The organism is Dyadobacter sp. CY326 (assembly GCF_021390515.1).
Taxonomy (GTDB): domain Bacteria; phylum Bacteroidota; class Bacteroidia; order Cytophagales; family Spirosomataceae; genus Dyadobacter.
The window spans coordinates 117,310-131,167 of record NZ_JAJUXI010000003.1 but is presented as its reverse complement, the minus strand read 5'-3'; the positions used below and the strand labels follow the sequence as shown (position 1 = coordinate 131,167).

8 protein-coding genes are annotated in these 13,858 nt (G+C 47.0%); 4 read left to right on the top strand and 4 right to left on the bottom strand.

Annotated features, from left to right (window positions below):
* Window positions 1–32 precede the first annotated feature (32 nt).
* A complete protein-coding gene (locus LZG73_RS05010; protein WP_233846623.1) occupies window positions 33–749 on the top strand; it encodes an outer membrane lipoprotein-sorting protein in 717 nt (238 codons plus the stop codon).
* A 177-nt stretch (window positions 750–926) separates the two neighbouring features.
* The gene (locus LZG73_RS05005) at window positions 927–3,506 is read left to right on the top strand and encodes a galactose oxidase (protein WP_233846622.1); all 2,580 of its coding nucleotides are present in this window, start codon (window positions 927–929) and stop codon (window positions 3,504–3,506) included.
* A gap of 16 nt (window positions 3,507–3,522) precedes the next feature.
* Here the strand turns inward: LZG73_RS05005 and LZG73_RS05000 are convergent, their stop codons facing one another.
* The 4 genes from LZG73_RS05000 to LZG73_RS04985 all read right to left on the bottom strand — a co-directional run bounded on the left by LZG73_RS05000 (window position 3,523) and on the right by LZG73_RS04985 (window position 10,871).
* Entirely contained in the window at window positions 3,523–4,833 is a 1,311-nt protein-coding gene (locus LZG73_RS05000) for a glycoside hydrolase family 71/99-like protein (RefSeq protein ID WP_233846621.1), read from the bottom strand.
* Between the two features lie 223 nt (window positions 4,834–5,056).
* Window positions 5,057–5,746: a DUF3823 domain-containing protein gene (locus tag LZG73_RS04995; protein ID WP_233846620.1), complete on the bottom strand. Its 690-nt coding sequence runs from the start codon at window positions 5,744–5,746 to the stop codon at window positions 5,057–5,059.
* 78 nt (window positions 5,747–5,824) lie between these two features.
* Window positions 5,825–7,720: a RagB/SusD family nutrient uptake outer membrane protein gene (locus LZG73_RS04990; RefSeq protein ID WP_233846619.1), complete on the bottom strand. Its 1,896-nt coding sequence runs from the start codon at window positions 7,718–7,720 to the stop codon at window positions 5,825–5,827.
* 10 nt (window positions 7,721–7,730) lie between these two features.
* Window positions 7,731–10,871 (bottom strand): TonB-dependent receptor, encoded by a 3,141-nt coding sequence (locus LZG73_RS04985; RefSeq protein ID WP_233846618.1) that lies wholly within the window; start codon window positions 10,869–10,871, stop codon window positions 7,731–7,733.
* 444 nt (window positions 10,872–11,315) lie between these two features.
* Here LZG73_RS04985 and LZG73_RS04980 point away from each other — a divergent pair, with 444 nt between their 5' ends.
* Entirely contained in the window at window positions 11,316–12,374 is a 1,059-nt protein-coding gene (locus LZG73_RS04980; protein WP_233846616.1) for a hypothetical protein, read from the top strand.
* Window position 12,375: 1 nt separating this feature from the next.
* On the top strand, window positions 12,376–13,845 hold the full coding sequence (locus LZG73_RS04975; RefSeq protein ID WP_233846615.1) for an MBOAT family protein: 1,470 nt from the start codon (window positions 12,376–12,378) through the stop codon (window positions 13,843–13,845).
* The last annotated feature ends 13 nt before the right edge of the window (window positions 13,846–13,858 follow it).

The window sequence follows — 13,858 nt, the reverse complement described above, 5'->3', positions numbered from 1 at the left end:
TAATTAAAACTGTTACTCCAAACAAACAATTTATGAAAACAAAACAATTGTTCGTCGCCATTGCAGCGGCATTAATATCGGCAAGCGCTTATGCGCAAAGTGTGGATGAAATTGTAGACAAACACGTGGCTGCATTGGGCGGAATGGACAAAATTAAAGCGATTAATACGGTCATTACGGAGCGTTCGCTAGCGGTGCAAGGGATGGAAATTCCGACTAAAACGGTTCTTGTTGTTGGAAAATCACTTCGCAATGAATCGACGATCATGGGCAATTCCATGGTGCAGGTTGTGGACGACTCAAAAGGCTGGATGATTCGCCCTGCGCAAATGGGCGGCACCGGCGAACCTGAGGATATGCCGGCAGATCAATTGAAGCAGCAGATCGGTTCTCTTGATCCATTCGGCGGCCTTGTTAATTATAAGGAAAAGGGCAACAAAGTGGAGCTGATAGGCAAAGAGAAACTGGACAAAAAAGATGTTTATCACCTGAAAGTGACTTCCAAAGAGGGAACTGCAATGGATGAATATCTGGATGCGGAAACATTCCTGGTCAGCAAGGTGAAAGTGGACATGAACGGCCAGTCAGGCGAAATCGACTTGTCTGATTATAAGGAAGTTGAAGGCGTGAAATTCCCAAACACAATGGACATTACAAATGCGCAAATGGGCTCTATGTCATTCATTACCAACAAGGTGCTGATAAACACGCCGGTTGACGCGGCCATATTCAAAAGACCTGTAAAATAGGTTTTTGAAAATATTTCAGACGAAAGGCGTCGGACATTGTTCCGGCGCCTTTTTTGTTAATAATCAATGAATTGTAAGACCAGACCGAAACAAATAAAGGCTTGTTCAAGTAAAACGGTGACAAATAAATCTTAATATTTACTTAATAGCACCCTGCAAGATCGTGGTCGTTTGATTATGTGTGAATGTTTTAAAATCCTTTCCTTTCTCCTGGCAATCCAGTTTTTCAATGGAGCTGGCAATGCTTGTCATGCCCAGTCCTATGGCCTTGGTTTTGAAAGTTTTGAATCCGTTCAGGACAGAAGGACAGGGCTGGATCTTTCGCCGGAAAAGACGCTTTGTTTTGATAAAGATTTCGAACTCTCGTTCGAGCTTTCTTTTTTACCACACAAGAAAAATTATTTCGGTTACATTGTTCGCCTCATCGAAAACGACCGGAGGAACATTGACATTCTTTACGATAATTCCTCGCTGAACAAAGACCGATTCAAAGTGGTGATTGGGGACAAGTTTTCCAAAATCACATTCGGCATTGAAGAGAAAGCGCTTTATCAAAACTGGAACATGATCAGGCTGGTTTTTAATAAAAGCGAAGGCACACTGAGCGTTTTCAGCGGAACAAAGCGATTCAAGCAAACGGTCGATTTGGATAAAGATGGCTGCTATAAAATTCTTTTTGGTGCCAATAAATACAAAAACTTCAATACAACGGACGTTCCGCCGATGAAGATCCGGAATGTTGCTATTCTTGAAAACGGAGTTGAAAAATTTCAATGGAAGCTCGACGAAATGAGCGGAACCAAAGCAGTCGGCGAATCGAAGTATTCGGACGGATTGGTCGCGAACCCGCTCTGGATCAAGAAGATGCATTATGATTGGCAATCGTTACAAAACTTTGTTGTAGACGGCCCGGCACGCGTCACTGCCAATGAGAAAGCCGGAATCGTTTGGATTGTTGCCACGGACACATTGACAATGCATCGCATTGCGACCAATCAGGCCAGAAAGATCGCTTATCAAGCCAAGCAGTCCATTTTTATGGACAATCAGGTGCTGTATGAGCCTTCGACGAACCGCATTTATAATCTTGCCATTAACGAAAAAGAAGTGGCATCTTTTGACACGGTTACAGGTCGTTGGGATAAGGAGAATGTTGTTCCTGCACTGAAAACACACTTTTTGCATGCCAATAAATTTTACTCAGCAGCCGATTCCACCATTTATATGTTGGGCGGATATGGCCATTTGGAATATAAAAACACCATTCAAAAATATCAGCCGGCAAAGGGCCAATGGCAGCAGGTTCATCCACGAGATTCCGTTTTTACGCCGCGTTATCTTGCAGCGGCAGGGACAGTTAACGGCGGTGCTTATATTTTGGGCGGTTATGGCAGCACAACCGGCAGACAAATCCTGAATCCACGCAATTGGTATGACCTCATTTTCTTTGACACAAAAACAGGAGCTTTTAAAAAAATATACGAGCTCAAAACACCGCAGGAAGATTTCGTTTGCGCCAATTCAATGATTATCAATGAGAAAGAAGGGACATTTTACGCATTAATTTTTCCAAAAGATAAATTCAAATCTGAGTTGCAGCTGATCCGGGGCTCGCTCACCAAACCTGAATACGAGATTGTTGGCTCTAAAATCCCATATGAATTTGTGGACACCGAGTCTTTTGCGGACTTATTTTTTGACCAGTCCACTGGCCGGTTTGTTGCCGTGACGCTTTTCCGGACGGATAAAAATCAAACGAAAGTTTCGGTTTATTCGCTTTACGCGCCTCCTTTGGGCAAAATTCCCAACGTTGAGCAGGCAACTGCAAAATCGCCCGGCACATTCTGGATCATTGCGGCGCTGGCTGCATTGCTTGGCGGATTTTACTTTTACAAGCGGCGAAAAACGATGGTTTCCGACCCGCATTCAATTCCAGTTTCCACTGAAAATACGGAAGTGCAAGAAATCGCGCTCGTGACGCCTTTGCACGCACCGGAAAGTCAGGAAAAAGGCATTGAAACGAAAGCTGCGCCGTTGCAGAGCAGCATTATGCTGTTTGGGAATCTGCAATTGTTTGATGAAGAAGGAAGTGAAATTACCCGCTTGTTTACGCCGCTTTTGAAAGAATTATTCCTTGTCATTTTGTTGCATTCGGTTCGCAGAGAAGGCATTAGCTCTGAGAAATTGAAGGAATTGCTTTGGTTCGACAAAAGCTCGGACAGTGCCCGCAACAATCGTGCGGTGAACATTGCGAAGTTGAAAGGGATTTTGGACAAACTCAAATGGTGCCACATTTCCAAGGAAAGCGGTTATTGGCGGGTTAACATTGATTATGCGCACATTCACGTCGATTATGCCGAATATTTGAAGCTCGTTTCAGACAAGCGTGCGCTTTCAAAACTGGACATTGTGGCGCTGTCGCAAATCAGCAAACGCGGAACATTCCTGGCAGATCTGGAATATGAATGGCTGGATAGTTTCAAATCCGAAATTTCCAATGAGATCGTGGATGCGTATTTGCGTTACGCGACCTCAGTAAAAGTCGCCGATGAGCCCGAATTCATGATCAAAGTTGCGAATTACATCTTTTATTTTGATCCGGTCAATGAAGAAGCGATGACGATCAAATGCAAGGCTTTGGCTCTTTTGGGCAAGCATTCTCTGGCAAAAACCACATTCGAGAATTTCGCCAGAGAATACAGCCGGATTTACGGAGAAGAGTTTCGGAAAGACATGCCCGAAGTTCTGCATTCGTAACATGCCTTCGATCCACTCAAAGCGGTCTTTCAGGTTTCTTAGCGCTGAATCCCGATTCTCCGTGAAACCATTTCGCGCCTTGCCCGGTGAGCCATAAATAATGATCGGTTTTCAAATCGCCTTCAATGCCTACGAATTTTCCGTCCGCATTTTCAGGGAGCTCCCCTTCCCTTTTGCATTTAAAAATGGCTGTGCCTTCATCCACTTCGTCAAACATTGCAACATACAAAGCCTCAGCGCCGGAAAGTTTGGCGCCGGCAATCTGCTGCCACAAAAAATCACCTCTCCCGCGTGGGATCTGGTTATATAACGACTTATCATTCTTCAAGTTACCCCAGCTAAAACCGGGAAAAACCAGCGGCGCGTAATCGAGATTGTTGGCTTTACACCATGCAATGTCGCCCGGCAAATGCGTCCCGGCAACGCTCGTATAACTGGTTGAATTGTAGCGGCCCACAGCCCACGGCATAATCACATCCGCACTTTTGATGACCGTATGCAGCAATGTCGAGTTTTCCGTGTCGTTGCCAAGCGTTCTCCAATAATAGGGCACGCCCAATAGAATGGATGCTTTTTTGGTCGGACCCTTCACTTTTTCAACGAGCTTTTGAATGTCGGCGATGCTGTATTTACGACCATCATTGAATCCCACACCCCAGATTGCCAGCAGCGGACGGCCATTATGGCGGAGATATTGCGGATTTTCCTTGTTGTCAAAAAGCTTGAAAGTGCTTTGTAGCTCCTCCCAGTCTTTGGCTATGAAATCCATATCCGCCGTGTTGGAACCGCTCAAATCGTACATAATGCTGATCGCCCTGCCATATTTTTTAGAGGCTTTCAATGCATTGGCCAGCACTTTGTTAAAATGCCTTTTGCCGCTTTCACCTTTCACTTCGCTGACAAATCGCTGCATGTAAACACCGTCAATGCCATGCTCTTTCATCCATTTGAAATGCAGATCAACGCTTTCCTCGTCATATGGACTGTACACATGCGCGGCCTCCTGATTTTTGTATTTGAATGCTGTCTTGTATGTCTTGGGATAATCCGTTACATCCGGCCAAAAATCAATGGAAGCTGCTCCCGGTTCGAATTTGCCATTCTTTTGATAATGATGCCATCCCCTCTCCGCCCCATCGCCCTCAGCCGTGAACCATCCCTGATAACCCGCCATCACAAGCCCTTTGTAGCTTTTAAAAAGCACTCCGGTGTCGTCATATTTAACTTCTTCAACTGGTTTAGGTTCAGTTATTTGTATGCTTTCATCCGCGCCATCGCAGCTGAAAGAAAGAAAAGGTAAGAGTGTTAGGAATTTTAGGATTTTCATGAATTTGTTGTTTTTTAAGTCTCACGCGCCAGCGTCTCACGCGCCAGCGTCTCACGCGCCAGCGTCTCACGCGCCAGCGTCTCACGCGCCAGCATCGGACGGATTAAAATCCGTCCTTAGGATATCGGCCGAGCCTACGGCTCTCACTCCGAGAAAATAGAGCCGTAGGCTCGACCCATATCCTGGCCCAGGGTTTCAACCCTGGGAAAACAGGCAAAGTGCGCTATAATGTTAGTCTTACAGCTTTGGCATAATTGAATTTGGATTCTGGTGCGTCGATTAGTGCGCCAATCCGGAAAAAATACTGGCTGCCCGATTTTAAGTTGTTGCTGTTGGCGGGAATGTCGATTTCCAGCTTGTAAACCTTATTGGGATCGGTCGCGGCATTAATTTCCATATCAGATAAAACCGTTCGCATCGGTTCGCCGACGGATGGCTCGGGATGCGCGTAGAGGCCAATTTTCTTCACATTGTTGATCACAGTCTGCTGGATTTTAAACGTAGCAACCACTTTTGAACCAACTTTCTCAATTTTTGCATCTTTCACACGAATGTAAGGCTGCACTTTAAAATCAAGCTGCGTTGCACCTGCAACCGTTACGTCCTGCGGCTCGGTGGGAACAAAATTTCCGCGGACTGGCGTGATGGTATATTTGTTGGCAAAAATCAGGTTGTTACGGTAACTGCCGTCATTTTTAACGATCATCACCTGCTTTGTTTGCGACGCATAACCGTGCTCGATAAACTCAATTGTGCTTCCGCGAATGATGTCCTGTTCCACGGGCTCATTGGTTTCTGCATCCAGAAATGTCCCGAAAAGCTGTGCGTCCGGCGCCGGGTAATTGTCTATTTTACAGCCAGCAGCAGAAAGCATCACTGCCAAAACTGATAAGTAAATGCTGATTTTTTTCATAGTCTCTTATTGATTAAATCTTAAAAACTGAGGCCCAATGTCGCATGTTGAACCTTGCAAGCATATGCCGCCTGCTCGTTAATATTGCGGGTTTTGAACCAATCCATTGGCGCCAATGCCTGGAATAGAACGGTAATATTGTTTGTAATCAAATGTCGCAGGATTTAACCGGGCAATGTTTTCGCGAATGAAAATGTATTTCGCAGGCGTTACGCGCAGATCCAGCACAGGAATGAGCGCATGTCTCACACGGTTGTTGAAGAGCGTGTGATATTCACGTCTTCTAACCAAATCCCAGAAACGCTTGTTTTCAAAGGCCAGCTCAACCCTCCGCTCCCGAATCACATTGTCAATTGTAAGCGGAATGTCCTTGGTATGACCTGCACGGCGGCGGATGTCATTCAAAGCCTGCGCGCCTTTTGCCGCTGCACCGGTTCCGCTTTCGACGATTGCTTCGGCATAATTGAGTAAAATTTCGGCATAGCGGAAGTCGGCCCAGTCCGAGACGGTCTGGTTCCAGCCTGGTGCAACATTCACCCCTTCATTCAGGAATTTTTTAAAGCTTACGCCTGTGCGGGTGTTGTTGCCGCCCCACGTGTCGAAGCCAGAATATTGCGTGCGATCCGCGGCGCCGAATGGATAAATGGTCGTGCTTCCAACTTTAATCGGTTCGCCGCCAAAGAGCTGCGCATTGCCATCAGGTTTAATAAATCCGGCCTGAATGATGATTTTCTGACCTTTCCACGCAGTTCCTGGCAGAATGGCCGTTGCCCATAAGCGCGCATCTTTGTCTTTGTAAATACCCGCCGGATCTTCATAGCGTTTGTAATTTTTGGCCGGATCAAATCCGTTGTAATCGCTTACGTCATTGCCCGCAACAGTCGTTGTAATCGGGGCACTTTGTCCTGGATTGGTGTAGCTTTCGTAAGCATCAATCAAATCAAGTGTCGGGTTCATGCGACCGGGGTGCGGCCAGCCGTTGGCGGTTTGATTGGGTTGAAACCAAATGCCGTAATTATGGCCCGTTCCTGAACCCGGGCGTGCAAATCCTTTGATGAAGATTGCTTCGCCCGGCGCAATGTTGGGATCTTCAAAAAGCTTGCGATAGTTCTCCGCAGCTTCGGCAGGACTGGCAGGCGTTGGCTTGTACAAAGCAAATTTTCCTGAATTGATAATTGCCTCAGACGCTTCAATGGCCGCTTTATAGAATTCCGCAGCAGCTGATTTGTCCATTCCGACCAATTTCTGATCCACAGCAGTTCCGGAAATGGGCGCTCTTTCACCATATTTTGCCAGTGATGCCGCATGCAACGCAGCCCGGGATTTCAATGCATAAGCAACCCATTTTGTTGCACGCCTTTCGCCGCCCGGCCACGAATCCGCGAGATTGGCAATGGCCACATCGCATTCCTTCATAACGAATTCCCAGCTTTCCTTCTCAGTGCTGCGCGGCACTTTCAATGCTTCCACATCGCCTTCGTATTTTTGAACCGCCGTGATTAACGGAACGCCACCGTATCGTTTGACCAAAGCAAAGTAAGCATAAGCGCGAATGAACGAACTTTCACCAACAAGCGCCTTGGTTTCGTCCTCGTTGATGTCCAATGTTGGAATAATATCAATCAAAATGTTCGTGTCGCGGATCAGCTTGTAACCCTGGTCCCACCATTGAAAATCACCATCCCCGATAAAATCTCCAAATTCCGTGTGAACGGCCTCATCCGTGATCATCGCAGGCGCAAAGCCGCCATTGTTGGGATCACCCGTGTTCCAGTTGAAACCCTGTCTAAAAAACGTAAAGTCCTCAATCGGAAGTTGATAATACAGGTTCGCCATGTACAACTTCACCCCTTCCGGATTCGAAAAAAGGTTTTCGCCCTGCAACTTGTCCAATGGCTGCTTGTCGAGCACGTTGTTGCAGCTTAATGCAGTCAGCAGCACAAAAAGCGATAAAATATGTCTGGTAAATTTCATTTTTCAGCTGTTAAAAAGTAACATTAATACCAAAATTGTAGCTTCTGGTCACCGGATAAGTAAGTCCTGCACCAAACAATCCTTCAATTTTTTCGGGGTCAAATGGTTTCACAAACGGATCGGCCCAGGTGAAAATGTTATGCGCATTCCCATAGATCCTCACGTCGTCAATCCCGATCTTTTTGAGCCAGCCAAGATTGAATGTGTAGCCCAACTGTGCACTTTTGAAGCGCAAATAGGAAGCATCTTTCCGCCAGGCGGAGCTTTCAGCATACATTGCACCGACATTGTAATTGAAGCGGGAAGCGGGCCACTTTCCCGGAACCCATTCGTTGTCACCCGACAAATGCCATCTGTCGTAAAAATATTCGGGCGTGTTGCCGCGGAAAGCGAAAACTTCTGCATACACTTCGCGGAAACGCACGCTGTATTTTCCCGATCCCTGAAACAATGCTTTGAAGTCAAAGCCTTTCCACGAAGCATTGAGCGTTACGCCATAATACATTTTTGGGTCGCCACCGAAGAACAAAGGCATCGCATCATTGCCATCGATCACGCCGTTTCCATCCACATCCTTGTATTTGAAGTCACCAGGCAGCTCGCGCGTATTGCCCAAATCTCCATTCTGGATCGGTGCGTAGATTACTTCGTCCTTGTTCTGGAATTGTCCTTCCAACTCGTATGCCCATACGACGTCGTTCCAGCGGTTGGTTGCGCCGCCGCGCCATTTATCCATGCTGCTCAGAAAATCGCCCCTTTCAATGTAGCGGTTCATGGTCCTGGCAAAGTTAAAGTTTCCCGAAATTCCGTATTTGAAATCCCGGATCTGGCCATTATAGGCAGCAGAAAATTCGATTCCGCGGACCCGGTCGCTGTTCAGATTTTCGTCGGGCAATGTGCCGCCAAAAGTGTTGGGCAAAGAAACATTGCGTCTTGCCAGTAAGCCTTTGCGATCTCTTTGGTAAACATCAAAAGTAAGGTCTATGCGATTATCCCACAGGCCAATGTCAATTCCAACGTCTTTGATTTTTGATTTAAACCACGTCAGATTCTCGTTTACAATGGCAGGCGATGCGGCACCGGTCGTGTAATTGCCATCGGTGAATTCATATCCCCCACCACCCGAAAGTGAGAAGCCGGGCACATATTGGAATGGCGCGCCAGCGTCCGCTCCCACGAGACCATAGGAACCTCTTAATTTCAAATTGGAGATCAGCGAAACGTTTTTCAGAAATGCTTCTTCGGAAACCCGCCATCCCGCAGAAACCACAGGAAACAAGCCCCAGCGACGGTCCGGATGGTAGCGATAGGAACCATCGTAACGCGCAGCAACTTCAAGCAGATATTTTTCCTTGAAGTCATAATTGAGCCTTCCGACATAAGATTGGCTGGCATATTCGCTTTCTGATCCGCTGGTTGTCTGATTGTTAAGCCCCGCCTGATCAATCTGATCATTGGTGTAAAAGGCGTATTCCCTGCCCAGCCCAGCCCAGCGGTTTTTGGATTCCTGCTGCTCGTAAACCAATGTGGCGCCAATGTTGTGGTTTTTGGTAATGACTGTGTTATAAAGCAGCTGTCCCTGAAATGTGACGCGGTTGTTATCCGAAAAATTGTTTCCAATGCGCGAAGGATTTCGCTGCAAATGCGCTGTATATTTATCCGTTGCGGCGTCATAAGTGTACAAGTTGTAGCTTTTTGACACCGACTTATTGCGATAGTTATTGCTGTCATAGCCAACCAAACCCCTCACTTTCAAGCCCGGAACAAATGGGACGCTGTAAGTCAGCGAGAAAGTGGATTGGAAAAATTTGTTTGCTTCCTCATTGTAGCCAGTCAAGTCGCCATCTGCCAACGCGACAGGGTTGTAGCCTCCGCTTAGCAGGGACGGATATTTCGGGTTATCATTGGCATAGGGACGTTCCGTTGCCAGCGCGATCCTGGTTCCTTTGTAAATGTTGAAAAAGTTGTCGCCCGGCTGGTTTCTCTTGTCAAAAAGCCCTGACAAGATCAGGTCAGCTTTCAGGTTTTTGGTCAGGTCAATGCCCACGTTCGTGCGGAAAGTGTATTTTTTGTAACCCATATCCTTGCTTTTTAACAAGCCGTTTTCAGTTTGGTAACCAAAGCTTGTAAAGTAAGTCGCCGCACCTTCGCCGCCAGACGCGGACAGGAAATGCTGCTGCTGGAAAGCCGATTTGTTCAAAACCTGCTTATACCAATCCGTCCCTTCGTAACCCGGCGCGCCAATCCTGAATTTCTCGATTTCTTCGGCCGTGTAAACCGGCGTTTCTCCCAGATTTTTGGCAGCATCATTGCGCATTTCTGCCCATTGCAATGCAGATGTCATCTTGGGCACGTCGGTCGGACTTTGGCGTCCGTAAACCGCATTGTAACTGAATTTCGGCTTTCCCTTAACGCCTTTTTTGGTCGTAACAATGACCACCCCGTTTCCAGCCCGAATCCCGAATATCGCCGCAGAAGCATCTTTCAAGACAGAAATGCTTTCAATATCGTCCGGATTAATCTTTTGGAACTCGTAACCGCCATCGCGCGCAACGCCGTCCACAACATATAATGGCTCGCCAAATCCGCGGATGTTAATGCTTGTGCTGAATGATCCGGGCTCACCGGAATTTTGCCGGATTTGCACACCCGCCACTTTGCCTTGCAGGCTTTGCGCCAAACTCGTGTGCGTCGTCGTTTTAATGTCCTCGGAAACAATGTTGGAAATGGCGCCGGTGAGGGTTTGCTTCCTTTGCGTTCCGTAACCAACCACAACCACTTCCTGCAAATCGTCCGTGCTCAGTTCCATTTGGATCTGGAAATCCGTGCGGTTACCCACAACAATTTCCTGGCGTTTGTAACCAAGAAAACTGATGATCAGCACAGACCCGGATTTTGGAACATTCAGTGAAAACTTACCGTCGGCATCCGTCGTGGTTCCCTTTGTCGAACCTTGCAGCACAATGCTTGCGCCAGGGATTGCGCCATTTTTCTCGTCCTTGATTGTTCCGGAAACGATCGTTTCATCGGACGATTGCGCCTGCACGGAATGGCTGAACGCAAGCGCTGCGCACAGGATAATGCACAAGTTTGCAAGATATTTTCGGAAGGCCCGCGGCACTTCCCGTATTAATAAAAGTCGGTTTTCCATATTAATCTGTTAAAGTCGGTGACAGCAATTTGAAGCTTAAAGGCCCTTGCATGCGGGCGTTTGCGGTGTGGGTCAAAATCTCTCCATAGTTTAATTATTAATTTGATCAATGACATTTGGTCGGCCAAACCGTGGATCAAAGTAATGGGGAGCGCATTAAGAAATGATTAATAAAAGATTAACCAAACCTTACCTGGGAACTTTTTTATCTAATATTTCAAAAAAATAATCCAATACGGGGCAATTCTACGGCACGCCAAAAACAATGGGCAAGGAAAACTACGCAGTTTGACGACCGCTAAATAACAACACTGCCGAGCATTGAATTTTCGCTATTTCCTTTTTAAGGTTATGGCTATATTTATCACAATTAATTGATATACAACCACTTGTAACCGGATATCAATTAAAACGTTCGAGTTCTATTCTTAACAAAACATTGACATGGAAACTGCTGATTACAAAAAAGCGGGCTGGCTTGCGCTCGCGTTAGTCTTGTTATTCGTTGCAGGTTGGGAAATCTATTGGCGCAACCAGGGCTTTGCGCTTTCTTTCAATGACGATGAAAGCCTTTGGGCGCACACCCGAAAGAAAATCTACAACGTAGCGCCCGGCCAGCCAGTCATCATTGGCTCCTCGCGCGTGAAATTTGACATTGACCAGGAAACGTGGAAAAAAGAAACGGGTCACCAGCCTGTTCAACTCGCGCTGGTCGGCACTTCGCCTCGACCCGTGTTGCGTGACCTCGCCAATGATCCAAAATTCAAAGGAACATTGTTGGTTGGTGTGACGGAGGGACTTTTCTTCGCTGCCGATGGATCGTTTATGGAAGAAAGGGCTGCCAAGCGCCTGGCATTCTATCCCCGGTGGTCGCTGTCGCAGCAGGTGAGTTTTCATCTGAATCAAGTGCTCGAAAGTAATCTTCTTTTCCTGGATGAGGAGCGCTTTTCACTAAATGCATTGCTCAAAAGGTTGCCCATTGAAAGCCGCCCGGGTGTGTTTGTTTTTCCAAATTTTCCGCTAAAAATGGGTTACATGAAGGCTGACAGACAGGAAGTTTTCAGCGACGCGTTCGTGGCGGATACGGCTGTGCAGCACGGCGTGCAATATGTGTGGCGTTACCTTGGCATGCTGGGAAACAAACGTGGCTTTTCGGGCGACACGCTGACAAACATGATGTCTTCTGTAAAAGCCTCCGTCGACAAAATCAGGGCGAGAGGCGGCACCGTCATTTTCCTCAGAATGCCGTCCAGCAATCCGGCCTGGGCAGCCGAACAACAATCCTATCCGCGCGAGCTTTACTGGGACAGACTTCTGAAAGAAACCGGTGCGCCGGGAATCCATTTCACCGATTATCCGGAGCTCTCCAAATACGTTTGCCCGGACTGGTCGCATTTGAGTCCTGCCGATACCAAGCCATTTACCAAAGATCTGATCCGCATTATTGAACAAAAGAATCATGTGACGCTTCGAAAAACATCTGCCACAACTAAAATTCAATGACATGGTCTTCAACTCATACACTTTCGTCCTGTTTTTCATTTTGCTGCTGGTTTTGCATAACCTGCCGTTTTCCTGGAAAATCAAGAAAATCAATCTGTTACTTGCCAGTTATCTGTTTTATGCACTCTGGAACCCGCCGTTTATCTTGCTATTATGGCTTTCCACCGTTGTAGACTTTTACATGGCCCGGCTCATTGCCGTCACCGAAGACAAAACGCGCAGGAGAATGTGGCTGGCGGTCAGCCTTGTTCTGAATCTTGGCATGTTGAGTTATTTCAAATATGGCGGCTTCCTGCTGGAAAACTTCACCGCGCTGATGGCCAGCATGGGCATTGCTTTTCAGGCGGTCAAACCGGACATTATCCTGCCTGTCGGAATTTCGTTTTACACATTCGTGACATTGTCTTACACAATCGACGTATATAGACGCAAGTTTGCACCAGAACCTTCGTTTCTTAATTTCGCATTGTTTGTAACTTACTTTCCGCATTTGGTCGCCGGGCCAATCGTTCGTCCGGAGGATTTGATTCCGCAATTCAAGGAGCCGCGAAAAGCCACTTCTTATCAAATGTTGTGGGGACTTTTTCTGCTTTCTCTGGGCTTGTTCATGAAAGTCGTTATTGCCGATGGATGGATGGCCGAGCCCGCAGATTTCATTTTCAGTCTGCCGTTCCCTGTCAATCCGCTCGATGCTTGGTCGGCTGTGCTTGCATTTTCAGCGCAAATTTTCTGTGACTTTGCTGGTTATTCCACTTGTGCAATTGGCGTTTCGCTCTGCCTTGGATTCACATTGCCTGAAAATTTCCGTTTTCCATATGCCGCCATCGGCTTTTCGGATTTCTGGCGCAGATGGCACATCACACTCTCAACCTGGCTGCGCGATTATCTTTACATTCCGTTGGGTGGAAACAGATTAGGAGGTTTCCGGACTTACATTAACCTGATGATCACCATGTTGCTGGGCGGATTGTGGCATGGCGCTTCGTGGAATTTTGTGATCTGGGGCGGACTGCATGGCTTATTTCTGTGCATCGAGCGGTTGTTTCGCAACCTTCCCAAAAAGCAAAAAAATCCGTCACTCGCCGAGGATATGGTCATTCAAGCCACACTGATCCCGATCCGGAGCAAGAACATGTCGAACCTCTTCCTGGCTTTGTTTACACTTTTTCTGGTCAACATTACCTGGGTGTTTTTCCGTTCGCCGGACTTCGGATCAGCCATGCGGATGCTGCTTTGCATGTTTGGAGTGATTACGCAAGGCCCGAAAATGCTGGCGACACCCGATATGCTCAAAGTTGCCATTGTCACGGTCGCACTTTTCTGCACGCATTGGTATATGCGGGACAAGTCAGTTAAAGCAGTTTTCGGAAATTTCCCGTGGTGGCTTTTGGGAACGATTTGGTCTATCATGCTGATTCTCATTATTCTTACACAGAAAAGCACAAGCTCGTTTATTTATTTTCAATTTTGACAAAAGGCTTGGT